At 70.6% G+C, this 25,892-nt stretch carries 21 protein-coding genes; 11 read left to right on the forward strand and 10 right to left on the reverse strand.

Annotation, left to right across the window (positions count from 1 at the left end; genetic code table 11):
* The first annotated feature begins 154 nt into the window (after positions 1-154).
* Together gyrB and VNW53_RS13165 are read left to right on the forward strand one after the other, a co-directional pair.
* Positions 155-2,620, forward strand: a complete 2,466-nt coding sequence (gene gyrB / locus VNW53_RS13160) for a DNA topoisomerase (ATP-hydrolyzing) subunit B (RefSeq protein WP_325556126.1) — start codon at positions 155-157, stop codon at positions 2,618-2,620.
* A 54-nt stretch (positions 2,621-2,674) separates the two neighbouring features.
* The gene (locus VNW53_RS13165) at positions 2,675-3,070 is read left to right on the forward strand and encodes a hypothetical protein (RefSeq protein WP_325556127.1); all 396 of its coding nucleotides are present in this window, start codon (positions 2,675-2,677) and stop codon (positions 3,068-3,070) included.
* Here VNW53_RS13165 and recQ read toward each other — a convergent pair.
* The 3 genes from recQ to VNW53_RS13180 all read right to left on the reverse strand — a co-directional run bounded on the left by recQ (position 3,067) and on the right by VNW53_RS13180 (position 7,939).
* Positions 3,067-4,914: a DNA helicase RecQ gene (gene recQ / locus VNW53_RS13170; RefSeq protein ID WP_325556128.1), complete on the reverse strand. Its 1,848-nt coding sequence runs from the start codon at positions 4,912-4,914 to the stop codon at positions 3,067-3,069. The genes VNW53_RS13165 and recQ overlap by 4 nt on opposite strands.
* Positions 4,915-5,114: 200 nt before the next feature.
* Positions 5,115-6,149, reverse strand: a complete 1,035-nt coding sequence (locus VNW53_RS13175; protein WP_325556129.1) for a TauD/TfdA family dioxygenase — start codon at positions 6,147-6,149, stop codon at positions 5,115-5,117.
* Positions 6,150-6,160: 11 nt separating this feature from the next.
* Entirely contained in the window at positions 6,161-7,939 is a 1,779-nt protein-coding gene (locus tag VNW53_RS13180) for an N-acyl-D-amino-acid deacylase family protein (RefSeq protein ID WP_325556130.1), read from the reverse strand.
* A 211-nt stretch (positions 7,940-8,150) separates the two neighbouring features.
* Between VNW53_RS13180 and VNW53_RS13185 the strand changes: the two genes are divergently transcribed.
* Both VNW53_RS13185 and VNW53_RS13190 read left to right on the forward strand, forming a co-directional pair.
* A complete protein-coding gene (locus tag VNW53_RS13185; RefSeq protein WP_325556191.1) occupies positions 8,151-8,915 on the forward strand; it encodes a calcium-binding protein in 765 nt (254 codons plus the stop codon).
* Positions 8,916-9,085: 170 nt separating this feature from the next.
* Positions 9,086-9,211, forward strand: coding sequence for a hypothetical protein (locus VNW53_RS13190; RefSeq protein ID WP_325556131.1), 126 nt, complete (start codon positions 9,086-9,088; stop codon positions 9,209-9,211).
* 8 nt (positions 9,212-9,219) lie between these two features.
* Here the strand turns inward: VNW53_RS13190 and VNW53_RS13195 are convergent, their stop codons facing one another.
* Positions 9,220-9,630, reverse strand: coding sequence for a hypothetical protein (locus VNW53_RS13195; protein WP_325556132.1), 411 nt, complete (start codon positions 9,628-9,630; stop codon positions 9,220-9,222).
* A gap of 45 nt (positions 9,631-9,675) precedes the next feature.
* Between VNW53_RS13195 and VNW53_RS13200 the strand changes: the two genes are divergently transcribed.
* From VNW53_RS13200 to VNW53_RS13210, 3 genes are all read left to right on the forward strand, one after another.
* Positions 9,676-10,812: a DNA cytosine methyltransferase gene (locus VNW53_RS13200; protein WP_325556133.1), complete on the forward strand. Its 1,137-nt coding sequence runs from the start codon at positions 9,676-9,678 to the stop codon at positions 10,810-10,812.
* 92 nt (positions 10,813-10,904) lie between these two features.
* Complete coding sequence (cysK, locus tag VNW53_RS13205; protein ID WP_325556134.1) at positions 10,905-11,894, forward strand: cysteine synthase A; 990 nt, start codon at positions 10,905-10,907, stop codon at positions 11,892-11,894.
* 285 nt (positions 11,895-12,179) lie between these two features.
* Positions 12,180-12,623, forward strand: a complete 444-nt coding sequence (locus VNW53_RS13210) for a DNA mismatch endonuclease Vsr (protein WP_325556135.1) — start codon at positions 12,180-12,182, stop codon at positions 12,621-12,623.
* Between the two features lie 135 nt (positions 12,624-12,758).
* Here VNW53_RS13210 and VNW53_RS13215 read toward each other — a convergent pair whose 3' ends face one another.
* From VNW53_RS13215 to VNW53_RS13225, 3 genes are all read right to left on the reverse strand, one after another.
* Positions 12,759-13,229, reverse strand: coding sequence for an OsmC family protein (locus VNW53_RS13215; RefSeq protein WP_325556136.1), 471 nt, complete (start codon positions 13,227-13,229; stop codon positions 12,759-12,761).
* A 10-nt stretch (positions 13,230-13,239) separates the two neighbouring features.
* On the reverse strand, positions 13,240-15,027 hold the full coding sequence (locus tag VNW53_RS13220; protein WP_325556137.1) for an acyl-CoA dehydrogenase C-terminal domain-containing protein: 1,788 nt from the start codon (positions 15,025-15,027) through the stop codon (positions 13,240-13,242).
* A 61-nt stretch (positions 15,028-15,088) separates the two neighbouring features.
* Positions 15,089-15,568: a MerR family DNA-binding transcriptional regulator gene (locus VNW53_RS13225; RefSeq protein ID WP_325556138.1), complete on the reverse strand. Its 480-nt coding sequence runs from the start codon at positions 15,566-15,568 to the stop codon at positions 15,089-15,091.
* Positions 15,569-15,739: 171 nt separating this feature from the next.
* Between VNW53_RS13225 and VNW53_RS13230 the strand changes: the two genes are divergently transcribed.
* The gene (locus VNW53_RS13230; protein WP_325556139.1) at positions 15,740-18,217 is read left to right on the forward strand and encodes a zinc-dependent metalloprotease; all 2,478 of its coding nucleotides are present in this window, start codon (positions 15,740-15,742) and stop codon (positions 18,215-18,217) included.
* 200 nt (positions 18,218-18,417) lie between these two features.
* Here the strand turns inward: VNW53_RS13230 and VNW53_RS13235 are convergent, their stop codons facing one another.
* Together VNW53_RS13235 and VNW53_RS13240 are read right to left on the reverse strand one after the other, a co-directional pair.
* Complete coding sequence (locus tag VNW53_RS13235) at positions 18,418-20,115, reverse strand: lysine--tRNA ligase (RefSeq protein ID WP_325556140.1); 1,698 nt, start codon at positions 20,113-20,115, stop codon at positions 18,418-18,420.
* A gap of 86 nt (positions 20,116-20,201) precedes the next feature.
* Complete coding sequence (locus VNW53_RS13240; RefSeq protein ID WP_325556141.1) at positions 20,202-21,005, reverse strand: undecaprenyl-diphosphate phosphatase; 804 nt, start codon at positions 21,003-21,005, stop codon at positions 20,202-20,204.
* A gap of 131 nt (positions 21,006-21,136) precedes the next feature.
* Here VNW53_RS13240 and VNW53_RS13245 point away from each other — a divergent pair, with 131 nt between their 5' ends.
* The gene (locus tag VNW53_RS13245; protein WP_325556142.1) at positions 21,137-22,306 is read left to right on the forward strand and encodes an aspartyl/asparaginyl beta-hydroxylase domain-containing protein; all 1,170 of its coding nucleotides are present in this window, start codon (positions 21,137-21,139) and stop codon (positions 22,304-22,306) included.
* Positions 22,307-22,451: 145 nt separating this feature from the next.
* On the opposite strand, the gene VNW53_RS13250 is transcribed toward VNW53_RS13245, so the two are convergent.
* Entirely contained in the window at positions 22,452-23,618 is a 1,167-nt protein-coding gene (locus VNW53_RS13250; protein WP_325556143.1) for a citrate synthase, read from the reverse strand.
* Positions 23,619-23,718: 100 nt separating this feature from the next.
* Between VNW53_RS13250 and VNW53_RS13255 the strand changes: the two genes are divergently transcribed.
* Together VNW53_RS13255 and VNW53_RS13260 are read left to right on the forward strand one after the other, a co-directional pair.
* On the forward strand, positions 23,719-24,804 hold the full coding sequence (locus VNW53_RS13255; RefSeq protein WP_325556144.1) for a citrate synthase/methylcitrate synthase: 1,086 nt from the start codon (positions 23,719-23,721) through the stop codon (positions 24,802-24,804).
* Positions 24,805-24,895: 91 nt separating this feature from the next.
* Positions 24,896-25,837 (forward strand): cation diffusion facilitator family transporter, encoded by a 942-nt coding sequence (locus VNW53_RS13260; protein ID WP_325556145.1) that lies wholly within the window; start codon positions 24,896-24,898, stop codon positions 25,835-25,837.
* Positions 25,838-25,892 lie beyond the last annotated feature (55 nt).

Genomic DNA, 25,892 nt, shown 5'->3' on the forward strand with positions numbered 1-25,892 from the left:
CGACGTCACGTCCGCGGCTAGCCCGCAGCGCGGCCGCAAAAGAGTGCAGAATCAGGCCCCGACCCCTATATAGAAGCCTGCGAAACCGCTGGTGGCGACGGCCTCCGGCTTCTGGCGCGCCCCGTCCTCGGCGCCGCCGCCCAACGGACCCCGAATGAGCGAAGAGAACGAAGACCTCCACGGCCCCAATTCTTCCCATGGCCAGGGCCCGACTCCCGAGAACAACGGGCAGGACGACTATGGCGCGGAGAGCATCAAGGTCCTGAAGGGCCTCGACGCGGTGCGCAAGCGGCCGGGCATGTACATCGGCGACACCGACGACGGCTCCGGCCTGCACCACATGGTCTACGAGGTGGTCGACAACGCCATCGACGAGACCCTCGCCGGCTGGGCGACGCGCGTGGAGGTGATCCTCAACGCCGACGGCTCGGTCACCGTCACCGACGACGGGCGCGGCATCCCGGTTGACATCCACGAGGGCGAGGGCATCTCGGCGGCCGAGGTCATCATGACCCAGCTCCATGCCGGCGGGAAATTCGACCAGAACTCCTACAAGGTCTCCGGCGGCCTGCACGGCGTGGGCGTCTCGGTCGTCAATGCGCTCAGCGAGTGGCTGAAGCTGAAGATCTACCGCGGCGGCAAGTCCTACGAGATGGAGTTCCGCCACGGCGACGCTGTGGCCCCGCTGAAGGAGACCGGCGTCGCGCCCTTGCGCGAAAACGGCGACCCCCTGTCGGGCACCGAGGTCACCTTCCTGCCCTCCACCGACACCTTCGCCTTCATCGACTTCGACCTGAAGACCCTGGAGCACCGGCTGCGGGAGCTGGCCTTCCTGAACTCCGGCGTGACCATCTGGCTGAAGGACCACCGCGGGGCGGAGCCCTTCGTGGAGGTCATGCACTACGAGGGGGGCATCGAGGCCTTCGTGCGCCACCTGGACGCCGCCAAGACGCCCCTGCTCAAGGAGCCGATCGTCATCCGCGGCCGGCGCGAGAACGTCGAGGTCGACCTCTCCCTGTGGTGGAACGACAGCTACCACGAGAACGTCCTCTGCTTCACGAACAACATCCCCCAGCGGGACGGCGGCACTCACCTGGCGGCGTTCCGCTCGGCCCTGACGCGGATCATCACCGGCTATGCGGAAAGCTCCGGCGCGGCCAAGCGCGAGAAGGTCTCGGTCGGTGGCGAGGACGCGCGCGAGGGCCTGACCTGCGTGCTGTCGGTCAAGGTGCCGGACCCGAAGTTCTCCTCCCAGACCAAGGACAAGCTGGTCTCCTCCGAGGTGCGCCCGGCGGTCGAGGGCCTGGTGCAGGAAGGCCTGGGCTCCTGGTTCGAGGAGCACCCGAACGAGGCCCGCCTGATCGTGCAGAAGATCGCCGAGGCCGCCGCCGCCCGCGAGGCGGCGCGCAAGGCCCGCGAGCTGACCCGCCGCAAGTCGGCGCTGGATATCTCGTCCCTGCCCGGCAAGCTCGCCGACTGCGCGGAGAAGGACCCGGCCAAGTCGGAGATCTTCATCGTCGAGGGCGATTCCGCCGGCGGCTCGGCCAAGCAGGCCCGCAACCGCGACAACCAGGCGATCCTGCCCCTGCGCGGCAAGATCCTGAACGTCGAGCGCGCCCGCTTCGACAAGATGCTGGGCTCAGAGCAGATCGGCACCCTGATCACCGCGCTCGGCGCCGGCATCGGGCGCGAGGACTTCGATATCGAGAAGATCCGCTACCACAAGATCGTGCTGATGACCGACGCCGACGTGGACGGCGCCCACATCCGCACCCTGCTCTTGACCTTCTTCTACCGGCAGATGCCGGAGGTGATCGAACGCGGCTACCTCTATATCGCCCAGCCGCCGCTCTATAAGGCGTCGAAGGGCAAGTCGGTCCGCTACCTGAAGGACGACGCGGAGCTGGAGATCTACCTGATCGACGAGGGCGTCGACGGGGCCACCCTGGACCTCTCCAACGGCGAGCGGATCACCGGCGCCGACCTGCTCGCCATGGTGCAGACCGCCCGCGGCGCCAAGGCCAATGTCGAGCGCCTGGCGGCCCGCGCCCCGGCCTTCGCCATCGAGCAGTCGGCCCTGGCCGGCCTGCTGGCCGAGGGCGGCGATCCGGCCAAGGCCGCCGCGCGCCTCGACCTCTATGCCGAGGAAGGCGACGGCTCCTGGACCGGGGCGCCGGGCGAGGCGAACAGCTTCGTCTTCTCCCGCGTGAAGCGCGGCGTCTCCGAGCGGATCGTGCTGGACGAGCTCCTGCTGCACGCCGCCGATGCGCGGCGCCTGGCGGAACGGTCGAAGGAGCTGGCCGAGATCTTCGCCGGCCGCGCGACCTTCACCCGCCGCGACCGCGCCACGGTGGTCCGCGGCCCCATCGACCTGGTGAACGCGGTGATGGACAACGGTCGCCGGGGCCTCTCCATCCAGCGCTACAAGGGCCTGGGCGAGATGAACGCCGATCAGCTCTGGGAGACCACCCTCGACGCCGACGCGCGCACCCTGCTGCAGGTCCGCGTCAATCACGCCGACGACGCCGGCGACATGTTCGCCCGCCTCATGGGCGACCTCGTCGAGCCCCGCCGCGAGTTCATCCAGGAAAACGCCCTGGACGCCGAGGTGGACGTCTAGCGCGGACCGGCCAGGCTCCCATATTTTGGCCATAGCCAAGCTTGGGAGCCTGGGATGCGTGTCGCCGCTGCTGTCCTGATTGTGGCCTTGGCCGTGGGATCGGCGGCGCACGCCCAGACGCCGCCGCCAACCGACGACGCCCTGGCCGCCAGGCTTGCCGCCGCCGCGGAGGTCGCCGACCAGAACCGGCGGAGCGAGGCGCTGAACGCCGAGGTCAACGCCAAGAATCGCGAGGTCGAGGCGCGCAACGCCGCCAAGCGCGCGGCCTTCGACAAGGCGATGGCCGACTACCAGGCCACGCTCGCGGCGCAGGAAGCCGCCAAGGCCCGCGACCAGGCCGGCTACGCCAAGGCCCTGGCCGACTGGAACGCCGCGGTCGCCGTCTGCAAGGCCGGCGATGTCGGCAAGTGCGCCAAGCCCGCCGCGGCCGGCAAGGCCGCCGCGCCCTAACCCCCGAACGCCCCGACCACCTCCAGCACCGCGTCGCCGTAGCGGGCGAGCTTGCCTTCGCCGACGCCGTTGACCTGGCCGAGGGCGGCGCGGGAGCCGGGTTTCGTCGCGGCGATTTCCGCCAGGGTGCGGTCGTGGAAGATGACGTAGGGCGGCACGTGCTGGCTCTTGGCCGCCCGCGCGCGCCAGGCGCGCAGGGCCTCGAACAGCGGCTGGTCGGAGGGCGAAGTCGTGAGCGCCTCGCGGCCTTTGCGCGCCTTGCGGGTCCGGCCGGCCGGCTCTTCGGCGCGGGTCTGGATCTGCACCCGCCGTTCGCCGCGGAACACCCGCTTGACCTCGTCGGTGTCGCCCACGCCCACCAGCGGGCGGCCGTCGTTGGGGTCCTCGCGCAACAGGCCCTCGAACAGAAGTTGCTCGACCAGGTCGCGCCAGGCGCCCACCGACAGGTCCTGGCCGATGCCCCAGGTCGAGAGCGAGGCCTCGTGGTCGCTGACGTCCTTGGTCTTGCCCAGGAGGTGGTCGACCAGCCGTCCGCGGCCATAGCGCCCGGCCAGGCGGTGGGCGGCCGACAGGGCCTTTTGCGCCGCTTCGGTGGCGTCCGACAGTTCGACGCGGCCCGAACAAAGGTCGCACTGCCCGCAGGCCTCGACGCCCTCCTCGCCGAAGTAGCGCCGCACGGTGGCCGCGCGGCAGCCGGTCCCGTCCAGCAGGGCGTAGAGCTGGCGCACCTTGCCGACCTGCACCTGCTTGACCGCGGCGTCCATGTCCCGCTCGCCGATGCGGCGCAGGGCCCAGCTCATGTCGGCCGCGCCATAGAGGGTGATGCCCTCGGCCAGGTCGCCGTCGCGCCCGGCGCGGCCGATCTCCTGCCAGTAGGCCTCGATGGAGGCGGGCGCATCGGCGTGGATCACGAAGCGGACGTCGGGCTTGTCGACCCCCATGCCGAAGGCGATGGTGGCCACCATCACCGCCGCGTCGGCCTCCAGGAACTCCTCCAGCCGCGTGGTGCGCACCTGCCGCTCCAGGCCCGCGTGGTAGGCGAGCGCCGGGACGCCGGCGTCGCGCAGCGCCTGGGCGATCTGCTCCGTCTTGTCGCGAGAGCCGGCGTAGACCACGCCCGAGCGGCCGGGCCGCGCGGTCACCAGCTCCACGACCCGCTTGGCGGCCGAGCCGCGCTTGCGCTCCGCCGACAGCACCAGCTCCGGCCGCGCGAAGCTGGCGACATATTCCGGCGAGGCCTCCAGGCGCAGCTCGCTGCGGATGTCCTCGCGGGTGCGGGCGTCGGCGGTGGCGGTCACCGCCAGGCGCGGCACGCCGGGGAACAGGTCGGCCAGCCGGCCCAGCATCCGGTACTCGGGCCGGAAGTCGTGGCCCCACTGGCTGACGCAGTGAGCCTCGTCGATGGCGATCAGGGCCAGGGGCGCGCGGGAGAGCCGCTCCAGCATCCAGGGCTGCATCAGCCCCTCCGGCGAGATGTAGAGGATGTCGAGTTCGCCGGCCTCGATCCGCCGCCAGGTGATCGCCTTCTCCTCGGTGTCGATGTTGGAATCGAGCCGTGCGGCCGCCACCCCGGCCTGCTGCAGCCCCGCCACCTGATCGGTCATCAGCGCGATCAGCGGCGAGACCACCAGCCCCAGGCCCGGCCGGATCATGCTGGGGATCTGGTAGCAGACGCTCTTGCCGCCGCCGGTGGGCAGCACCGCCATGGCGCTGCCGCCGGCCAGCACCTGGGCGATCACATCGCCCTGCAGCCCTCGGAAATCCGCATGGCCGAAGGTGCGCCGCAGGATCTCTCGGGCTTCGTGCAACGGGTCGGAATCGCGTTCGGCGACAGCGGAAGGCATGGGTGCGTTATGGGGTGGAATCAACCGAGGCGCCATGCGGCGAGAACACATCCTCCTCTTTAGGGGAGGGACAGGCCGCGCAGCGGCCAGGGTGGGAGAGTCGCGTTCAAGTTCGGACTTCGGGTCCTGGCCCACGAACCCCACCCGACCTCGGCTTCGCCTCGGCCACCCTCCCCTAAAGAGGAGGAATGGCGTCGGCGCTACGCATCCATCCGGCTGATGGTCAGCTTCCTCGCCCAGTGGGTCCCCATGCGGTTGACGAACTGCTTGGGCCGTTCGGTCAGGACCTCGGTCTCCAGCCACAGGCGCTTCAGATGGCGGACCTTGCCCGCCGCGCGGTCGTCCTCGTAAGCCGTGCGGCCGTGCAGGACGTGGTAGTTGTTGATGAACTGCATATCGCCGGGCTGGAAATCCATGACGACGGAATAGGCGCCGCCCTCGGCCTGGTCCTGCATCCAGGTCAGGGCCTCGATGGCCGCCTCGGTCAGGCGCGGGGCGTCGGGGTGGCGCTGCGAGGCCAGGATGTAGGGCCGGATCAGGCGGACGAAGAGCCGGCCGCCCTGGCGGCTGAACACCGGCATCAGGTACCAGCCGGGCTTTCCCGGCGCCTGCTCGCCGCGATAGTCGAAGGGCTGGGGCTTGTAGAGCTCGGCCGCCAGGTCCGGCCGCTCGCGGACCAGGCGGTTATGCAGCGCCACCGAATTGCAGACCGCCGACAGGCCTCCTGACACCCCGGTCCGCAGGCACATCAGCCCCACCAGGTCCGAGCCGTCGCAGTGGAAGTCGAGGCCCACCAGGCCGATCTCGTTGCCGCGCGAGGTGGGGTCGCCCGCCGGCTTGCCGTGGTCGGTGACGTCGCCCAGCAGGTGGCCCTTGGCGTTCTGCGGCCAGGGCTTGCCCAGGTGCGCGCCGATCCCCCAGTAGGCCATGCTCATCTCGTCGTTGGACCACCGCGCGCGCGGCAGGCCCCGGATGCGCACGAAGCCGCGCCCATCGATCAGTTCGCGCTCCATCGCCTTCAGGCGCTGCCCCAGGGTCGGCAGGGGGAACTCGGCCTTGCCGATCGCCAGGAAGTCGTCGGAGATCCCAAAGGCGTGCTGGACGGCGGCGTCCAGTTCGTCGATCTCGGCGCGCGACAACGTTTCGGTCCAGAGCGAAGGATCGGCGACCTCCGCCGCGGTCCACTCGCAGGCGGTCTCCAGGACCTCCGGGCGGACTTGGGAGATGTCGTTCATGCTCGCAGCTCCTATTCCGCCGCCATGGCCGCGGGCGCGCCTTGCGCCCCGCGCAGCAGCCGGCCGGGCAGGGCGTCGGTGGGCTCGCCGTCGCGGTAGGTGACCTGGCCGGCGACGATCGTCGCCGTATAGCCCTCGGCCCGCTGGATCAGCCGGCGCCCGCCGGTCGGCAGGTCGTAGGCGACCGAGGGCGCCTTCAGCTTCAGGTTCGGGTAGTCGATGACATTGAGGTCGGCGCGGTAGCCCGGAGCGATCAGGCCTCGGTCATAGAGGCCGACGGTCTCGGCGGTGTCGCGGCACTGGGCCCTGACCATCATCTCCAGCGGCAGCTTCGGCCCGCGTGTGCGGTCCCGCGTCCAGTGCACCAGGTTGGTGGTCGGGAAACTGCCGTCGCAGATCATCCCCACATGCGCCCCGCCATCGGAGAGGCCGGGGACCACGCAGTCGTGCTGCAGCATCCGGTAGGCCGGATCCAGCGTGTTCTGGGCGTAGTTCAGCAGCGGCAGATAGAGCATGCCGCGCCCGTTTCCTTCCCCGCCGTCCAACATGTGGTCCAGCGCCACAGCATAGGGATCCAGGCCCCGCTCGGCGGCGATGGCGGCGAGGGAATGGTCCGGCGTCGGCTCGTAGTCCGGGTTGTCCTGCCCCATCGGATAGATGCGGTCCCAGGCCCGCGCCGGCGACAGGCCGGGCGCGCGTGCGTTCTCCGCCTCCTCGCTCAGGAGCCGGGCGCGGAAGTCGGGGTCGCGCAGCCGCGCCACCCGCTCGGCCAGCGGCAGGGCCTTGATCTCGCGGTAGCTGGGGTGGCTGGAGAACGGGTTCACCGTCAGCTCCAGGCCGAACAGCACGCCCACCGGCCGCGTCGCCACCTGGGCGCGGATCCGCAGGCCGGCGGCCTTGGCCTCGCTCATCTGCTCGAGCATGAAGCGCCACTGCTCCGGATCTCGCGGGCTCTGCAGCAGCGAGAAGCTGAGCGGCCGTCCGGACGCCTCGACGATCCGCCGCAGCATGGCGAACTCCTCCGCCGGGTCGTTGAAGTCGCTGACCACCTGCAGGACGCCGCAGCCCGCCCCTTTGCCGGCCGCCGCCATGCCGAGGGCGATGCCGGTCAGCTCGTCCTCGCCGGCGGTCAGGGTGGCGATGGGCGAGCCGTCGGAGGAACGGTGATTGAGCGTCCGCGAGGTGCCGAAGCCGATGGCGCCGGCCTCCATGGCCCGCTTGGCGATCGCCGCCATGGCGTGGATATCAGCCTCGGTGGCGGGTTCCCGGTCGACGCCGCGCTGGCCCATGACGAAGACCCTGAGCGCCGCGTGCGGCAACTGGCTGCCGATGTCGACGTCGAAACGGCGGTCGCTCAGGCTATCGAGGTAGTCGGGATAGCTTTCCCAGTTCCAGGGCAGGCCCCCGGTCAGAACAGGAAAGGGAATGTCCTCGACGCCCTCCATCAGCCGGATCAACCGGTCGTGGTCGTCCGGGCGGCAGGGGGCGAAGCCCACGCCGCAGTTGCCCATCACCACCGTGGTGACCCCGTGCCAGGACGAGGGCTGCATGCGCTGGTCCCAGGTGGCCTGGCCGTCGTAGTGGGTGTGGATGTCGACGAAGCCCGGCGTCACCACCTGGCCGCGCGCGTCGATCTCTTCGGACCCGCCGCCGGCGATCCGGCCCCCAATTCCGCTTCCAACGGCGGCGACGGCGCCGTCCTTGACCGCCACGTCGGCCTCGAAGGGCGCGCCGCCGGTCCCATCGACCACGGTCCCGCCCCGGATCACCAGGTCGTAGGCCTTTTCCATCGCGCGCTTCCCTTGGCGTTCTTCGTTTCCGCCTTCCTTCCACTTTGCCGCCGCCCGCCCGACCCCGGCAAGGAAAAGACGCAGCCCCCGGCCGCCCGGCCGCCGTTCGGATTCGAGGCTCGGCCAATCGTGTTCGCGACGGGGAACCCACGCCTGGCTTCACCGTTGCGCCCTTTGGGCGGCTGGCGGGCAGATCTCATGGGTGAAAAACATGTCGAGCAGAGACGCAAACAGCGACGAGCGCCACCTGGACGTCCCGGCGAGCCACGGCGTCGGCGATATCCAGGGCGATCTGATGGGCCGAGGCGACATCAACGGCGTCGGTGATGGTGACTCCCAGCATCCCAAGAACGGCGACACCCAGGGAGACCTCGAGGGACAGGGCGATATCAATGGCCGTGGCGACGGGGACGACGGCGACCACGGTCGGCCCGTGATCGCAGGCGAGACGCTCACCGGAACCGCACTGGCCGACACCCTGGCGGGCGGCCGTGGCGACGACAGCCTGTCGGGTCTGGATGGCGACGATCGGCTGCTCGGCGGCGCTGGCGCCGACACGCTCGACGGCGGAGCCGGCAATGACACCCTGGTCGGCGGCCCGGGCCCCGACGTCCTGACCGGCGGCCCTGGCGCCGACGTCTTCGTGGTCGGCGGCTCGGCGAAGACCTTGTCCGGTCTGGACCGGATCACCGACTTCACGCAGGGCCAGGACAGGCTCGTGTTCCACGAGGCTCCCGTGGCTACCGCGGCGAACTTCGCCACCGATACGGCTGTGGACTTCCAGACGGCCGTTGCCGACGCCAACGCCAAGATGGCGGCCGGGGCCGACTTCGTTGCCGTCCAGGTGGGCGCTGACGTCGTCGTCTTCGCCGACGAGGCCGGCGACCACGGCGAACCGGCCGCGCACCATGTGGAGTCCGCCGTCCTGTTGGTCGGAAAGACCTTGGCCGGCATCGACTTCAGCGCCATCGGCTAGCTTCGGAAGACCGCTTCGAGGCGGCCAAGGGGCGCTCCGGTTCGCCGACGCGCCCCTTGGGGCTGCCCGTGGCGGGCGTTCACGAAGGATTATCCGCCTTTGTTGCGGCGGCCTTAAGCGTGAACAAGCTAGACCATGAGCTCGCGTGAAGATCGGTTGAGGGACCCGTCGTGACGCTCAAAGCCATCTGGGCCGCCGTGACGGCCGCCGCCATCGCCGTGGGCTTCGCCCTGCCCGCCTTCAGCCCGCGCGTCGAGCCGAAGTCGCAGATCGAACAGCTCGAAATCCGGCGATAGGTCTCGCCCTAAGGCTTCGCCACCGGGCCCGCGCAGCCTGCGAGCGGGCTGGCGTCGGGCGGGATGACCACGGCGGCCATCGACCAGGCGCGGCCGCCCAGGGATTCGACGCACTGGCTGGCGTAGAGGTTGACGTCCATCGTCTGCCCGTTGGGCAGGGCGGCCCTCCAGGCGGCCGAGTGGGAGGTGATCACCGCGCCGGGCGCGTTGGCCGTCACGTCGGGCTGGCCCGGCCGCGACAGCGTCAGCGCGGTTCCCCGCACCTTCAGGCGCCAGGCCGGATCCTCGCCGTGCGCGTCGATCGGCTGGCCGAAGTTGAGCGCAACGTCCGGCGGCAGCGGCGGCGCGCCGTTCTCCTTCTCCTTGCCGCAGGCGCAAAGGCCCAGCAGCAGAAGCGGCGCGATCCAGGCGTGGCGCATGAACGTCTCTCTTTTCAACGGCAAATCAGGGTACGGGACATCGGTGTGAGCGGCCAGCCTTTGACCTTCTATGAGTTCTTCGCCGGCGGCGGCATGGCGCGCCTGGGGTTGGGCGCGTCCTGGACCTGCGCCTTCGCCAACGACTTCGACCCGGTGAAGACGGCCACCTACCGGGCGAATTTCGCCGACGCCGCCCAGCACTTCCGGGCGGGCGACGTCTGGACCCTGGGGCCGGAGGACCTGCCCGGCCGCGCCGACCTCGCCTGGGCGTCCAGCCCCTGCCAGGACTTCAGTCTGGCAGGCGCGCGGGCCGGGCTGGCCGGCGGGCGTTCCTCGGCCTTCTTCGGCTTCTGGCGGCTGGTCGAGGGCCTGGCGGCCCAGGGACGCGCGCCCCGGGCGATCGTCATCGAGAATGTCGGCGGCCTGCTGACCTCGCATGGCGGCGCCGATTTCACGGCCCTGGCCGCCGCGCTGGCCGACCAGGGCTACAGCTTCGGCGCCCTGGAGATCGATGCGGCGGCCTTCCTGCCGCAGTCGCGGCCCCGGGTCTTCGTGATCGCCACCCTGGAACCGCCACCGGCGGCGCTCACCGGCGCGAGCCCCTTCCACAGCCGCGCGGTGAAGGCCGCCGCCGCCGGCCTGCCCGCCGAGCTGGCGCGCCGCTGGATCTGGTGGCGGCTGGCCGAGCCGCCGGCCCGCAACATCGACCTGGGCGCCCTGCTGGAGCCCGACGGGGCCGTGGAATGGCACAGCCCGGCGCGCACCGGGCGCTGGCTGGAGCTGATGGCGCCCCTGCACCGGGCGCGGCTCGAGGCCGTGCGGCTCCGCGGCGGCCGCGCGGTCGGCGCCATCTTCCGGCGCACCCGCATCGAGGACGGCCGCCGCGTCCAGCGGGCCGAGGTCCGTTTCGACGGCCTGGCCGGATGCCTGCGCACGCCGCGTGGCGGCTCCTCGCGCCAGGCCATCGCCGTGGTCGAGGACGCCGGCGTCCGCACGCGCCTGCTGACCCCGCGCGAGGCGGCGCGGCTGATGGGCCTGCCGGACAGCTACGGCCTGCCGCGAGCGGCCACCTCGGCGCTGCTCGTGGCCGGCGACGGCGTGGCGGTCCCGGTGGTGCGCTGGCTCGCGGGGCAGGTGCTCGAACCGCTCCTCGCCGGCGCCTCGGCGATCGCGGCCGAATAGACCGGCCGGGCGCCAACCGACCCCTTCCAATCCCTATGGGAACCCTTAGGTTCGCAGGCCGAAAAGGGCGCTCCCGCGAAAGGTCCGTTGGTATGGATTCCACCCCCGACAAGGTCTACGACGCCGCGCGCTACCAGCGCGCCGGGCGTGGCAAGGTCTTCGACTCGATCCTCGACACGGTGGGCGACACCCCGCTCGTACGCCTGCCGCGCCTGACCGCGGCCCTGAAGCCCAAGGGCGAGGTGCTCGCCAAGCTGGAGTTCTTCAACCCGATCGGCTCGGTCAAGGACCGAATCGGCGTGGCGATGATCGAATACCTGGAAGCCCAGGGCGTGCTGAAGCCCGGCGGCATGATCGTCGAGCCGACCAGCGGCAACACCGGCATCGCGCTGGCCTTCGTGGCCGCCGCCAAGGGCTACCGGCTGACCCTGGTGATGCCCGAGAGCATGTCCATGGAACGGCGCAAGATGCTGCTGATCCTGGGCGCCAAGCTGGAGCTGACCCCGGCCGAGCGCGGCATGGCCGGCGCCGTGGCCCGCGCCCGCGAAATCGTCGAGGCCACCCCCGGCGCGGTGATGCCGCAGCAGTTCGACAACGTCGCCAACCCGCTGATCCACCGGGTCTCGACCGCCGAGGAGATCTGGAACGACACCCAGGGCGGCGTTGACGCCGTCATCTCCGGCGTCGGCACGGGCGGCACCATCACCGGCGTCGGCCAGGTGCTGAAGGCCCGCAAGCCTTCGGTGAGGATGATCGCCGTCGAGCCGGAATCCTCGCCGGTGCTCTCCGGCGGCCAGCCCGGCCCGCACAAGATCCAGGGCATCGGCGCAGGCTTCGTCCCCTCGATCCTCGACCGCGGCGTGATCGACGAGGTGGTGCAGGTCTCCAACGACGACAGCTTCGCCATGGCCCGGCGCGTGGCCGCCGAGGAGGGCATCCCGGTGGGCATCTCCTCCGGCGCGGCCCTGACCGCCGCCTTCGACGTCGCCGGCCGCGACGAGATGAAGGGCAAGCTGATCGTCGCCATCATCCCGAGTTTCGCGGAGCGCTACGTCTCGACGGCGCTGTTCGAAGGGCTGTAGGGGCCGGCCAGCCCGTCGCTGCCGATTCTGCAGCGGCCAGGCTGCGCCATGGAACTCATGGCAGCCAGTTTGCCCGCCGGGTTCAGCAACTCAAGGACGCGCCAACGGCGCGCCGCGAAGCGGGCGGCCAAGGGCCGCTCCTTGACTTGCTGAACCCGGCGGGCTCGCATCAACCATGAGATCAATGACCGGAAAGCACCTCACGGCGCTCCTCCACTCAGCCTTGCCAAATTCCGCTCATCCCCGCGAAAGCGGGGACCCAGGCTTTTTCTGCCGCGTCGCGCCATGACCGACGTCTACTCCCCCGAAAAGCGCTCGGCGGTGATGCGCCGGGTGAAGGGCAAGGACACCTCGCCGGAGCTTGTGGTCCGCAAGGCCCTGACCGCCCTCGGCGCCCGCTATCGCCTCCACCGCAAGGACCTCCCGGGTAACCCCGACATCGTCCTGCCCGGCCGCAAGCTGGCGCTCTTCGTCCACGGCTGCTTCTGGCATGGCCACGACTGCGCCCGCGGCGCCCGCGTCCCCAAGCAGAACCGCGACTACTGGGTCGGCAAGGTCGACCGCAACCGCGCGCGGGACGCGACGAGCCGCGAGGCCCTGGCCGCCCTCGGCTGGCGCGTCGAGACGATCTGGGAATGCGACCTGAAGGACGCCGTGGCGCTGGAGGCGAGGCTCGGCCAGCTTCTCAAGGCCTCTCCCCCGAGCGAAGCGAAGAGACGGAGAGGATAGAGGAGAGGGCGGCTCGAAATCCGATCGTCATCGGGCGATCGATCAAGGGCCCACGGCCCGCCGCCGCAGCCGTTCCATCGCGTGCGCCGCCCTCTCCTCCATGCTCTCCCTCTCGCTGCGCGGGGGAGAGGAGGCTCAAGTCGCCACAACCTCCTCCACCACGATCTCCGTCTTCACCGAGTTGGCGATGAAGCAGACGTGGTGGGCCTTGTGGTGCATGTCGTCGCGCTCGGCGGGCGTCGGCTGGCGGCCGAGGTAGGTGATCTCCGGGTGCAGGGTGACCAGGCTCACCCACATCTCTCCGTCCTCGCGCCGGGTCATCACGCCCACCGCCTCGTCGCGGTAGCGGGTCGCCAGGAAACCGGCTTCGCGGGCGATGTGGAGGAAACTCAGCATGTGGCAGGTGACGATGGCGCCCACCAGCATCTGCTCCGGATCGACCGCGCCGGGCACGGACCACTTGTTCCCCACCACATGCGGCGAGGCCGTGCCCGGGACCTCGAAGCCGGAGTCGAACGTCACGGAATGGCCGCGGCTGTAGCGGCCCGTAGCGAAGTCCTCGCCCTCCTTCAGGCTCCAGTCGGCGGTGGCGCGGTAGGTCGCCATCGGACCCTCCTCAGAAAGCGTCCGCCGGCAGGGCCATCAGGGTCTCCGCCCCGGTCTTCAGCTTGGCCAGGCGGCCCGAGGTCTCCGGCAGCACGCGGGCCATGTAGTAGCGGCCCACCGCCAGCTTCTCCGCATAGATCGGATCGTGCGACCCGGCGGCGATCTTGCCCTGGGCGGTCTTGGCCATCATCGACCACATGTAGGCGAGCGCCGTCAGGCCGAACAGGTGCAGGTAGTCGGTGGACGCCGCGCCCGCGTTGTCGGGGTTGGCCAGGCCGTTCTGCATCAGCCACAGGGTGGCCTCCTGCAGTTCGGCCTTGGCCCTGGCGAGGCCCTCGGTGAAGGGCTTCATCTGCGCCTCGCCCTCGTGGGCGGCGACGAAGGCGTCGAGCTCGGCGAAGAAGCCCATGACGCCGCGCCCGCCGTCGGCGGCCAGCTTGCGGCCGACGAGGTCCAGCGCCTGGATGCCGTTGGTCCCCTCGTAGATCAGCGCGATGCGGCAGTCGCGCAGGTACTGGCTGACCGGGAAGTGCTCGGTGAAGCCGGACCCGCCGTGAACCTGCATGGCGTCGGAGCAGACCTGGAATCCGCGGTCGGTCAGGAAGCCCTTCAGCACCGGGGTCATCAGCGCCATGTAGTCCTGGCCCTTCCGGCGCACGGCCTCGTCGGGGCTCGCTTCGGCGAGATCCCCGTGCAGGGCGGTCCAGAACAGGAAGGCCCGGCCCCCCTCGATGATCGCCTTGGCGTCCATCAGCATGCGGCGCACGTCGGGGTGGACGATGATCGGGTCGGCCGGCCCGTCCGGGTTCTTCGGCCCGGTGAGCGAGCGGCCCTGCAGGCGGTCCTTGGCGAAGGCGGCCGCGGCCTGGTAGGCGGCCTCGGCCTGGGCGATCCCCTGCATGCCGACGCCCAGGCGCGCCTCGTTCATCATGATGAACATGATCGACAGGCCCCGGTTCTCCTCGCCGATCAGCCAGCCGGTGGCCTCTTCGTGGCTGATCACGCAGGTGGCGTTGCCGTGGATGCCCATCTTCTCTTCCAGGCCCAGGCACTTCACCGCATTGCGCTCGCCCGGGTTGCCGTCCGCATCGGGCAGGAACTTGGGCACGATGAACAGGCTGATGCCGCGCGTGCCCGCCGGCGCGCCTTCGATGCGGGCCAGAACCAGGTGGACGATGTTCTCGGTGAGGTCGTGCTCGCCGCTGGAGATCCAGATCTTCTGGCCGGAAATCCTGTAGGTCCCGTCGCCTTGCGGGACCGCCTTGGTGCGCAGCAGGCCCAGGTCCGTGCCGCACTGCGGCTCGGTCAGGTTCATGGTCCCGCCCCACTGGAACGAGGCCAGCTTCGGCAGGTAGAGGTCCTTCTGCGCCTGGCTCCCCGCGGCGTGGATCGCCGAATAGGCGCCGTGGGTCAGGCCCGGGTACATCGAGAACGCCATGTTGGCCGCCGAGCTCATCTCGGAGAAGGCCAGGTTCACGACGTGGGGAAGTCCCTGGCCGCCATAGGCCGGGTCGGAGCCCAGGCCCGGCCAGCCGCCGTCCACCAGTTGGCGGTAGGCCTCCTTGAAGCCCTTGGGCGTGGTCACCGAATTGTCGGGGGCCCAGTGGCAGCCCTCCTTGTCGCCGACGCCGTTCAGGGGCGCGAGCACCTCGGAGGTGAACTTCGCGGCCTCCTCCAGGATCTGGTCGACGGTGTCCATCGACGCATCGGCGAAGGCGGGCAGGTTGGCGTAGCGCTCCAGCTCCAGCACGTCGCGCAGGATGAAGGCGTAGTCGCGGACGGGCGGCTGATAGGGCATGTCGGGGTCTCCGGTCGCGAACGCTTTTAGGCGAACCGGAGCGCGCGGTCAGCCGTCCCGGTTACTTTGCTTCGCTGAGTTCCGCGCCGTCTAGCTGCCGGCGCAATACCTGGTCGTAGTCGGCGGCGCGGGGCAGCAGGTCCGGACGGGTCTTGGCCAGCCGCTTCTCCATCGCGACGCAACCGTCCTTCAGTTGCTGGATGGCGTTGTCGATGTCGATCTTCTGGCTCTCCAGCGCGACGATGCGCTCCTGGAACTTGCGCAGGCTCTTGGCCGCCTGCTGGGCGCCGCCGTCGTCGACCTCGTAGAGGTCCAGGATCTCGCCGATCTCGGCCAGGGCCAGGCCCACGCGCTTGCCGCGCAGGATGAGCTGCAGGCGGGCGCGATCCTTGTAGGAATAGACGCGGTTCAGGCCGTCGCGGGCCGGGGCCAGGAGGCCCTTGTCCTCATAGAAGCGTAAGGCGCGCGGCGTGCATTTGAACTCCAGGCAGAGCTGGCGGATGGTGAATGTGCGGTTGGGACGGCGAAGGTCTGTCGGCATCCTCAAGTCCTCCAGGTGCGCGATCTGTGATTGACACCGTAAAACTATGCTTACGTTTGCGTCAAGGCGGCTGCCCCTGCGGCGCCCTGTCACGATTTGCCGACGCACGGCTTGGCCGGAGCGCCTGACCCGGCCTAGTGTCGCGCCCGAGCAGTTTCGGGGGATGCGTAGGTGAAATCGGCTTTGTTCGGTGCGGCCGCGATGGCCGCCTTCCTGTTGGCCGTCGGGCCGACCAGCGTTTTGGCCCAGGCGGCGCCGGCGAAGGCGGCCGAGGCAGGTCCCGTCGCCGGCCTCGCGCGCCAGGACGGCCTGCTGCCGGTCTATGTGGACCGGGACAAGGGCCGCATCCTGGTGGCCCTGCCCAAGGCCGACGCCGCGGGCGTCAGCGGCCGCTTCCTCTATGTCACCTCGCTGAAGACCGGCCTGGGCTCCGCGCCCGTGGGCCTGGACCGCGCCCGGCTCGGCCGCAGCCAGATCCTCGTCTTCCGCCGCATCGGCCAGAAGGTGATCGCCGAATATGAGAACCCGCGTTTCGTCGCGGCGAACGCCTCGGCCGACGAGCAGGCGGCCGCCCACGACGCCTTCGCGGTCTCCACCGTCTGGGCCGGCAAGGTCGAGGGCCTGACCGCCGACGGCCGGGTGCTGGTGGACCTCTCGGGCTTCCTCACCCGCGACGTGGAGGACATCGCCGGCGACCTGCAACGCGCCGGCGAGCGCGGCTACAAGATCGTGCCCGACCTGTCGGTGGCCGACCCGGCGGCGGTGAAGGTGTTCCCGGAGAACCTGGAGTTCGAGGCCCGCCAGACCTTCGCCTCCGACACGCCGGGGCCGGAGGTGCGCAACATCGCCCCCGACGCCAAGCTGATCACGCTCACCGTCCGCCACAGCCTGATCAAGCTGCCGGAGCCGGGCTATGTCCCGCGCTATTTCGACCCGCGCTCGGGCGGCTTCGACTCGATCGTCTACGACTACGCCGCGCCGCTGGACAAGGACATCGCGGTCCGCCTGGCCCACCGCTTCCGGCTGGAGAAGACCGACCCGTCGAAGGCCGTCTCGCCGGTCAAGAAGCCCATCGTCTACTACGTCGACCGCGCCGCGCCGGAGCCGGTCCGCACGGCCCTGCAGCAGGGCGCCTCCTGGTGGGCCAAGGCCTTCGAGGCGGCGGGCTTCAAGGACGCCTACCGCGTCGAGATCATGCCCGAGGGCGCCGACCCGCTGGACGTCCGCTACAACGTCATCAACTGGGTGGACCGCGCCACCCGCGGCTGGTCCTACGGCGCCTCGATCAGCGACCCGCGTACGGGCGAGATCGTCAAGGGCTCGGTGCTGCTGGGCGCGCTCAGGGTGCGCCAGGACATGCTGATCTTCGAGGGCCTGGTCGGCGCAGACCAGGAGGGCAGGGGCGGCGGCAACGACCCCGTCCAGGTCTCGATCACCCGCCTGCGCGAGCTGGCGGCGCACGAGGTCGGCCATACCCTGGGCTTCGCCCACAACTTCGGCGCCTCGACGCAGGGCCGCGCCTCGGTGATGGACTACCCGCCGCCGCGGGTGAAGCTGACCGGCGGCAAGATCGACCTCTCCGACGCCTACGGAAAGGACATCGGCGACTGGGACAAATTCATCGTCGACCTGATGTACGCCGATGTGCCCCCCGGCGCGGCGGGTCAGAAGGTCCTGGCGGCCAAGGCCAAGGCGGCTGCCGAACACCTGCGCTTCGTGCAGGACGACGACGCGCGGCCGGTGGAGTCCGGCCATCCGGCGGGCGCCATCTGGGACGACGGCGCCGACCCCATCGCCGAGCTCGACCGGATGATGGCGGTGCGCAAGGTCGCCATCGACCAGTTCGGCGAAAAGGCGCTGAAGCCCGGCGAGGCGCTGGAGGCGCTGCGCCGCAAGTTCGTGCCGATCTACCTGCTGCACCGCTACCAGGTGGAGGCCGCCGCCAAGTCGGTGGGCGGCGTCGACTACGGCTACGGCGTGAAGGGCGACGCCAACGCGGCCGCCAAGGTCGTGCCCGCCGATCGCCAGCGCGCGGCGCTCGCCTCGCTGCTCGCCGCGATCACGCCCGAGGCCCTGGACACGCCCGAGCGGCTGATCCCGCTGCTCTCCTCCGGCCAGTCCGGCCGCCCGGATCGGCAGACCACCATCGAGGTCTTCGCCACCGCCGGCGGGCCGGTCTACGACAGCCTGGCAGCCGCCGACGTGGGCGCGGGCGTCGTGGTCGATGCGCTGACCGCCTCGCCGCGCCTCAACCGCCTGGTCGACCAGCACCGCCGCGATCCCAACGAGCCGGGCGTCGGCGAACTGGCCGACCGGATGCTGGCCGCCGCCTTCGCGCCGGCGACCGGCCGCTATGCCGAGATCGCCCGGCGCACCCAGACCCGCACGGCGCTGCAGCTCGCCTACGCCGCGCGCCTGCCCGCGACCTCCTCCGGCGCGGCCTCGGAAATCGACCAGGCCCTGGCCGACCTGGCCGCCAAGCTGAAGGCCCAGCCCGGGACCGACCCGTCGGAGCGCGCCCACCGCCTCCACCTGGCGGCTCTGCTGGAAGACAAGGAAGACCTCAAGCGCGTCCTCGCCGACCCCAAATGGCGCCCCGAAACCCCGCCCGGCATGCCCATCGGCGAAGACGACGACGGGGATTTCTAGGTTCATCGCTCATCGAACTCCTCTCCCCCGGGCGGAGCCCGAGAGGGAGAGGTCGGGAGAGGGCGGCGCCGCGCGACGTGCATGCGCCGATGGCTGTTCGACGGCCCGTGGATCGAAATTCAGCAGGGTCCGACGCTTGCGCCGCCCTCTCCCGGCCTCTCCCTCTCCGCTTCGCGGGGGGAGAGGAGGCGGATGCGAAGTCAGGCCGCGACCAGTTCCCCCGCCAGCGCTCGCTCGATCAGCGCCACGGTCCGCTCCACGCCGAAGATCGCGACGAAGGACCCGAACCTCGGGCCCTGGCTTTGGCCCAGCAGCACCTCGTAGAGGGCCGAGAACCAGGCGCGCAGGGGCTCGAAGCCGGCCTCCTTGCCGACCTCGAAGACCTCGTTCTGGATCGCTTCGGCGTCGGCGCCCGCGGGCAGGGCCTTCAGCTTTTCCACCAGCGCCACCATGGCCGCGCGTTCCTGGTCGGTGGGCGCGCGGAACTTCTTCGCGGGCTTCACGAAGTCCTCGTAGTAGTTGATCGCATAGCCGGCGAGCTGGTCCAGCACCGGCTCGCTGGCCGGGGTGGCGCCGGGGATATAGCGCTCGACGAAGGCCCACAGGATGTCCTTGGTCGAGGCGTCGGCCGCCGAGACCAGGTTCAGAAGCAACGAGAAGCTCACCGGCGAGCCGCGCTCCGGCGGGGCGCCGCGGTGGACATGCCAGGCCGGGTTGTCGATGGCCGGCGCATTGGCGCCGTCAGCCCGCGCGCGGTTGAAGGCGTCGAGCTGCTGGAGGTACTCGTCCGTCGCCTTGGGGATGACGTCGAAGTAGAGCCGCTTCGCCGACTTCGGCGACTGGTACATGTAGTAGGCGAGGCTCTCCGGCGTGCCGTAGCGCAGCCACTCCTCCATGCTGAGGCCGTTGCCCTTGGACTTGGAGATCTTCTGGTTGTTCTCGTCCATGAACAGTTCGAAGTGGAAGGCCTCCGGCGGCTCGCCGCCGAGCGCCCTGACGATCTTGTTGGACACCCGGACGCTATCCACCAGGTCCTTGCCCGAGGCCTCGAAGTCGACGCCCAGCGCCACCCAGCGCGCCGCCCAGTCCGGCCGCCATTGCAGCTTCACATGGCCGCCAGTGACCGGCGTCTCGGTGATCGTCCCGTCCTCGTCCTCGTAGGTGATCGTGCCCTTGGCGACGTCGCGGCTGAGCGTGGCGGCCTGCAGCACGCGGCCCGACTTCGGGCTGATCGGCAGGAAGGGCGAATAGGTGGCGCGCCGCTCCTCGCCAAGCGTCGGCAGCATGATCGCCTGGACGGCGTCGAACCGCTCCAGGATGCGCAGCAGCATCTCGTCCAGGCGGCCGGACCTGTAGGTCTCCGTCGACGACATGAAGGTGTAGTCGAAGCCGAAGCCGTCGAGGAAGGCGCGCAGGCGCGCGTTGTTGTGCGCCCCGAAGCTCTCGTACTCGCCGAACGGGTCGCGCACGGAGGTCACCGGCTTGTCGCGGTCCTCCTCCAGCATCGCCTTGTTGGGTACGTTGTCGGGGATCTTGCGGAAGCCGTCCATGTCGTCGGAGTAGACGATGAGCTGGGTCGGGATCGCGTCCTCGGTCAGGGCGCGGAAGGCATTGCGCACCATGGTCGGCCTCGCCGCCTCGCCGAAGGTGCCCATGTGCGGCAGGCCCGAGGCGCCGTAGCCGCACTGGAAGATCACCGGCCGGGTCAGCGCCGGCAGGGTCGCCGCGGCTTCCGCGAACTTGCCTTGCGCGAACAGCGCCGCCGCCAGGTCGCGCTCGGCGCCGCTCAGCCGCAGGCGGACGATGCGCTGGAGAAGCAGGCGCGCCTGCTCGAACGGCCAGCTCTTGGCCTCGCGCGCCTGGGCGGAGAGGCCATGCAATGTGGGGTGGGACGCCATGGGGGCTGGCGGTAGCGCCCGCAGGCGCAGGGCTCAAGCGGAGTTTTGACGGGGGCTGGCCGCAGGAACGGAATTCGGCGCGCTAACTAGCGAACCATCAGCAGCGCCAGGCCGATGCCGCCGATGGCGATCCTGAGCCAGCCGAACGGGGCGTAGCCGCGGCGGGTGACGATGGTCAGCATGGCCCGGATGACCCCCAACGCCACCAGGAACGAGACCACGAAGCCGACGGCGATCAGGCCGGCGTGTCCGGCGTTCATGATGTCGTGGCGGCTTTTCCAGCCGTCGACCACGAAGGCGCCGGCCATCACCGGTATGGCCAGGAAGAAGGAGAACTCGGCCGCCGCGCGCTTCTCGACCCCCATCAGCATGGAGCCGACGATGGTGGCGCCCGAGCGCGAGACGCCGGGCATCAGGGCCAGGCACTGGAAGAGGCCGATGATCAGCGAGGTGCCGAGCGGCAGGGCCAAGGGGTCCTGGCGGGTCGGATAGGGCGCGAACCGGTCGATCAGCAGCAGCACGATGCCGCCCAGGATCAGGGCGATGCAGATCATCTTCTCACTCTCGAACAGCACCTGCTTGATGATGTCGTGCAGCAGGAGGCCCGCGATCGCCGCGGGAATGAAGGCCACGATGACGCTGAGCGCGAACTTCTGGGCCCGCGCGTCATAGGGCAGGCGGATCACCACGCTCCACAGCCGCCCGAAGTAGAGCACCACGACCGCCAGGATGGCGCCGAGCTGGATCAGCACGGTGAAGGTGTCCCAGAAGCCGTCCGGCAGGCCGAGCGCCTTCTTGGTCAGCAGCAGCATGCCCGTCGAGGAGACCGGGATGAACTCCGTGAGGCCTTCCACGATCCCAAGGATGATCGCGTAGATCCAGTCCGCCATGACGCTCCCCCGACGCTTCCGTTTAGGAATGCGGAACGAGAGTGAACAAGGCGTTTACCGCCTTTCTGCCCTCGCAGCCCACCCTGGCGGTGTATATCCATCCGCAGGCCAGCGTCTTGGGGATTTGTGGCATGACTTCGGCGGACAGCCGCCCATCGGACATGAGCGCCGCGGTGCAGGCGGCGCTGCAACGGGGCGACCGGCAGGGCGCCCTGGCCCTGCTCCGGGAGGCCGAGCGCGCGGCGCCCGCCGACAAGGCGCTGAAGATGCAGCGCGCCATGGTCTGCCGCGCCCTGGGCGACCTGCCGGGCGCGCTTTCGGCGCTCGACGAGGCGCTCAGCCTCGACCCCTATGACTTCGTGGCCCTGCTGTCGAAGGGGGCGCTCATCGAGCGCACCGGCGGCGAGCGCGCGGCCGCGGCGATCTACAAGAACGCGCTCACCATCGCCCCGCCGGACGACGAGCTGCCGCCGCCGCTGCGCGCCCCTACGGCGCGCGCCCGAGAGGTGGTGGCCCGCACGCGCGAGGCGCTCGAGGCGCACCTGAAGGCCCGCACCGACGCGGTGAAGGCGGAGGTGTCCGACGCCACGCGCCGGCGCTTCGACGAGAGCCTCGGCATTTTTTCCGGCCGCACCAAGGTCTACAGCCAGGAGCCGCTGCTGCTGCATTATCCGCGGCTGCCGGCCATCCCGTTCTACGACCGCGCCCTGTTCCCCTGGTTCGCCGAGCTGGAGGCCGCCACCGAGCTTATCCGCGGCGAGCTGGAAGGCGCCCTGGAGGCCGCCAGGGGCGACTTCGCCCCCTATATCGCCTATCCGAAGGGCGTCCCGGTCAACCAGTGGGGCGAGTTGAACCACTCGCCGCGCTGGAGTTCGCTGCACCTGTGGCGCGACGGCGAGCGCCAGGCCGACGCCTGCCGGCTCTGCCCGAAGACCACGGCGCTGCTGGAGGCCCTGCCGCTCTCCGACCAGCCGGGCTATGCGCCGACCGCCATGTTCTCGGCCCTCGACGCGAAGACCCACATTCCGCCGCACACCGGCTCGACCAATGTGCGCCTGCTCTGCCACCTGCCGCTGATCCTGCCCGGTCCGGCGCGGTTCCGGGTGGGCAATGAGACCCGCGAATGGAAGATGGGCGAGGCCTGGGTGTTCGACGACACCATCGAGCACGAGGCCTGGAACGACGCCGACGAACTGCGCGTCATCCTGATCTTCGACATCTGGAACCCGTTCATCGACGAAGGCGAGAAGGCGCTGGTCCGCGCTCTCCTGGCGGCGCGGAAGGAGTTTTACGAGGCGTAATCCCTCCTCTTTAGGGGAGGGACAGGCCGCGCAGCGGCCAGGGTGGGGGAGCCGCGTTCAAGCAGCAGACTCTCAGCCTGGCCCACACACCCCCACCCGATCTCGGCTTCGCCTCGGCCACCCTCCCCTAAAGAGGAGGGATGGGTCAGAGCATTTCCGGCTCGGGCCCCACGTACCTGGCCCGCGGGCGGATCAGGGTGTCGGCCTGCCCCTGCTCGATGGCGTGCGCGATCCAGCCGGCGCAGCGGGCCACGGCGAACAGGGCGTAGGGCGCGTCCGCCGGCAGCTTCAACGCCTCGCAGCCGGCCACCAGGGTGAAGTCGACGTTGGGCGCCAGGCCCGTGACCGCCTTCACCGCCTGCTGCAACGCCTTGAGGTCCGGCGGCGGGGTGAAGCGCTCCAGCAGGGCGGCGGCGCGGGGGTCGTCGTCCGGATAGAGCATGTGGCCGAACCCCGGCAGCAGGCGGTCCTCCACCAGCCGGTTGGCGATGGCCTGGCGCGGGCCGAGCCGGGCGGCCTCGGCGGCGAAGGTGCGCACCGCCGCCGTCGCCCCGCCGTGGCGCGGGCCGGACAGCGTCGCCAGCCCCGCCAGGGCCGAGGCCGATAGCGAAGCCCCCGTCGAGGCCGCCACCCGGGCTGCGAAGGCCGAGGCGTTCAGCTCGTGGTCGGCCACCAGCACCAGGATGCGCCGGATCAGGTCCGCGCCCGGGCCGCCGGGGCCGACGCCCCAGGCCAGGGCCAGGCGGTTGTGGATCGCCCCGCCCCAGGCCTCGCCCGCCACCGCGTCGGTCAGCACGTCCAGCAGGGTCGCGGCCTCCACCGCCAGGACCAGGGGGTGACGGCCCCGCGCCGGCGGGTCGGCGCCGGCCCGCAGCGCCAGCGCCAGATAGGCCCGCGTGCGCATATCGGGATGCTTCGGAGGCTCCGGACGTTCCGTGCGCTTCAGCGCCGCCCCGTGGCCGCCGCGCAGCAGCCGGGCCACCGACTCCAGGGTCTCGGTGTCGGACAGGCGGATGGCGTCGCGGCCGCGATAGAACAGCCGTCCGCCGGAAACTGTGGTGATCTCAGAAGCCAGCACTGGCTCACCCCAGGCGATGGCGCCGGCCGCGACTTCCGAGACCTTGCGGCTGCGCGACTTGCGCTGGGCGAGCGCGGCGATGTCGGCGGCGCGGTAGAGGCTGCGGCGCGGATCGCGCGGGTCGGCGCGCACCTGCACCCGGCCGCGGCTCACATAGGCGTAGAGCGTCTGCGGGCGCACCCCCAGGCGGTCCCGGGCTTCCTCGGCGGCGATCCAGTCGGCTGCGGCGGCCATAGGTTGATTATATTGATCAAGATTGACGATGCCAGTTTGAAGGCATTTCTGTCCCGCGAACAAGCGGGAATGACGGCAAGTCGGATCTGGAGGGTTTCCCATGTCGGATGGATTGGAAGGCGTGGTCGCGGCGGACACGGTGCTGTCGGAGGTCGACGGCCAGGCGGGGCGCCTGATCATCCGCGGCCGTTCGCTGGACGAGCTGGCGGGGCGCACGACCTATGAGGAGGTCACGCACCTGCTCTGGGACGGCTTCTTCGACAATCTGCCGGCCGACCTCACGCCGGCCCTGGCCGCGGCGCGGCTGGAGGTGTTCGCCGAGGTTTCGGCCCTCGACACCGGCCTCCTGGACCGCACGCCGATCGAGGGCATGCGCGCTCTGACCGCGCGGCTGGCCGACGGCGACGACCTGAAGGTGGCTCTGCGCCTGGTGGCCGCGCCGGCGGTGTTCACCGCCGCGGTGGTGCGCGCCCAGGCGGGCGAGGCGCCGGTCAGGCCCGACCTGGCGCTCGGCCACGCCGCCGACACCCTGCGGATGCTGCGCGGCAAGCCCGCGACCCGCGCCGAGGTGGACGCGCTCGACACCTATCTGGTCACGGTCAGCGACCATGGCCTCAACGCCTCGACCTTCGCCGCCCGGGTCATCGCCTCCACCCGCGCGGGCCTGACCTCGGCGGTGCTGGGCGGGATCAGCGCCTTGAAGGGTCCGCTGCACGGCGGCGCGCCGGGCCCGATCATCGACATGCTGGACGCCATCGGCCGGCCGGAGAATGCCCGCGCCTGGATCGAGGAGGCGCTGGACCGCGGCGACCGCCTGATGGGCTTCGGCCACCGGGTCTACCGGGTCCGCGACCCGCGGGCCGACGCGCTGAAGGCCGCGGTGCGCAAGCTGACCGAGGGCTCCAACGCCATGCCCGGCCGCCTGGCCTTCGCCGAAGCGGTGGAGAGCGCGGCGCTGGCGATCCTCAAGGCGCGCAAGCCCGACCGGTCGCTGCAGACCAATGTGGAGTTCTACACCGCCCTCCTGTTGGAGGCCCTGGCCTATCCGCCCTCGGCCTTCACCTGCGTCTTCGCCACAGGCCGCGTTTCCGGCTGGATCGCCCACGCCCGCGAACAGCTCGCCGGCGGCCGCCTGATCCGGCCCCAGTCGCGCTATGTGGGGCCAATGCCGAGAGTGGCGGCGTAATCGCGCCATCCCTCCCCTAAAGAGGAGGGATGAGGCGCATTGAGAGTCGTTCGCGCTGGCTTGCAGGGGCGGCGCCACTAGATTCGCCGGCATGACCGACGTCCATGGCCTGACCGCGCAGCAGACCGCCGCCCTGACCCGGCGCGTGACGCTCTATTCGGTGGCGACGGCGGCGGTGCTGGTGGCGATCAAGGTCGCCGCCTGGCTGGCCTCGGGGTCGCTGGCGCTCCTGGCCTCCACCGCCGATTCCGGCCTCGACCTCCTGGCGTCCCTGACCACCTTCTATGCGGTCCGGTTCGCGGTGACCCCGCCCGACGCCGAGCATCGCTACGGCCACGGCAAGGCCGAGGGGTTCGCGAGCCTGCTGCAGGCGGGCCTGGTGTTCGCCTCCGCCGCGCTCATCGCCCAGCAGGCGATCGTCGACCTGATGGCGCCGAAGCCCATCCAGCAGGGCGCCTGGGCGCTCGCGGTGATGGGCGCCTCCATCGTGCTGACCGCCCTGCTGATCGTCGCCCAGGGCCGGGTGCTGAGGCAGACCTCCTCGGTGGCGGTGTCGGGCGACCGCGCCCACTACGCCGCGGACCTCGCCTCCAACGTGATCGCCCTGATCGGCATCGCCGCCACCGCCTGGCTGGGGATCGTCTGGCTCGACGCGACCGCAGCGCTGGCCATCGCGGCCCTGCTGCTCTGGGGCGCGGTGGGGGTGTTCCGCGAGGCCTCGGGCCAACTGATGGACCACGAACTGCCCGACGAGGTGCGCGCCCGCATCGTCGAGCTGATGACCGAGGACCGCCGCCTGACCGACGTCCACCAGTTGCGCACCCGCGCCGCCGGCCCCTACGTCCACATCCAGATGCACGTGGACCTGGACCCCGAGCTGACCCTGGAAGCCGCCCACCACGTCATCGTCGCCGCGGAAAACCGGGTGCTGGACGCCTTCCCCGCGGCGGACATCATCATCCACGCCGACCCGCGCGGCCGCGCCGAACCGCACGGCGGGGCCTTCGCCGAGGCCCAGGTTTCAAAAGCGTAGTAAACGGCCCCTTAAGGGGTCCGGCGTCCATTGGGGCCAACGATTCGCCTCAGAT

This window comes from Phenylobacterium sp. (genome assembly GCF_035569475.1).
In the GTDB taxonomy this organism is placed as follows: Bacteria; Pseudomonadota; Alphaproteobacteria; order Caulobacterales; family Caulobacteraceae; genus Phenylobacterium.

Coding starts and splice junctions, on each gene's coding strand:
- gyrB (WP_325556126.1), top strand. CDS start 155: ATGAGCGAAGAGAACGAAGACCTCCACGGCCCCAATTCTTCCCATGGC.
- VNW53_RS13165 (WP_325556127.1), top strand. CDS start 2,675: ATGCGTGTCGCCGCTGCTGTCCTGATTGTGGCCTTGGCCGTGGGATCG.
- recQ (WP_325556128.1), bottom strand. CDS start 4,914: ATGCCTTCCGCTGTCGCCGAACGCGATTCCGACCCGTTGCACGAAGCC.
- VNW53_RS13175 (WP_325556129.1), bottom strand. CDS start 6,149: ATGAACGACATCTCCCAAGTCCGCCCGGAGGTCCTGGAGACCGCCTGC.
- VNW53_RS13180 (WP_325556130.1), bottom strand. CDS start 7,939: ATGGAAAAGGCCTACGACCTGGTGATCCGGGGCGGGACCGTGGTCGAT.
- VNW53_RS13185 (WP_325556191.1), top strand. CDS start 8,151: ATGTCGAGCAGAGACGCAAACAGCGACGAGCGCCACCTGGACGTCCCG.
- VNW53_RS13195 (WP_325556132.1), bottom strand. CDS start 9,630: ATGCGCCACGCCTGGATCGCGCCGCTTCTGCTGCTGGGCCTTTGCGCC.
- cysK (WP_325556134.1), top strand. CDS start 10,905: ATGGATTCCACCCCCGACAAGGTCTACGACGCCGCGCGCTACCAGCGC.
- VNW53_RS13210 (WP_325556135.1), top strand. CDS start 12,180: ATGACCGACGTCTACTCCCCCGAAAAGCGCTCGGCGGTGATGCGCCGG.
- VNW53_RS13215 (WP_325556136.1), bottom strand. CDS start 13,229: ATGGCGACCTACCGCGCCACCGCCGACTGGAGCCTGAAGGAGGGCGAG.
- VNW53_RS13220 (WP_325556137.1), bottom strand. CDS start 15,027: ATGCCCTATCAGCCGCCCGTCCGCGACTACGCCTTCATCCTGCGCGAC.
- VNW53_RS13225 (WP_325556138.1), bottom strand. CDS start 15,568: ATGCCGACAGACCTTCGCCGTCCCAACCGCACATTCACCATCCGCCAG.
- VNW53_RS13235 (WP_325556140.1), bottom strand. CDS start 20,115: ATGGCGTCCCACCCCACATTGCATGGCCTCTCCGCCCAGGCGCGCGAG.
- VNW53_RS13240 (WP_325556141.1), bottom strand. CDS start 21,005: ATGGCGGACTGGATCTACGCGATCATCCTTGGGATCGTGGAAGGCCTC.
- VNW53_RS13245 (WP_325556142.1), top strand. CDS start 21,137: ATGACTTCGGCGGACAGCCGCCCATCGGACATGAGCGCCGCGGTGCAG.
- VNW53_RS13250 (WP_325556143.1), bottom strand. CDS start 23,618: ATGGCCGCCGCAGCCGACTGGATCGCCGCCGAGGAAGCCCGGGACCGC.
- VNW53_RS13255 (WP_325556144.1), top strand. CDS start 23,719: ATGTCGGATGGATTGGAAGGCGTGGTCGCGGCGGACACGGTGCTGTCG.
- VNW53_RS13260 (WP_325556145.1), top strand. CDS start 24,896: ATGACCGACGTCCATGGCCTGACCGCGCAGCAGACCGCCGCCCTGACC.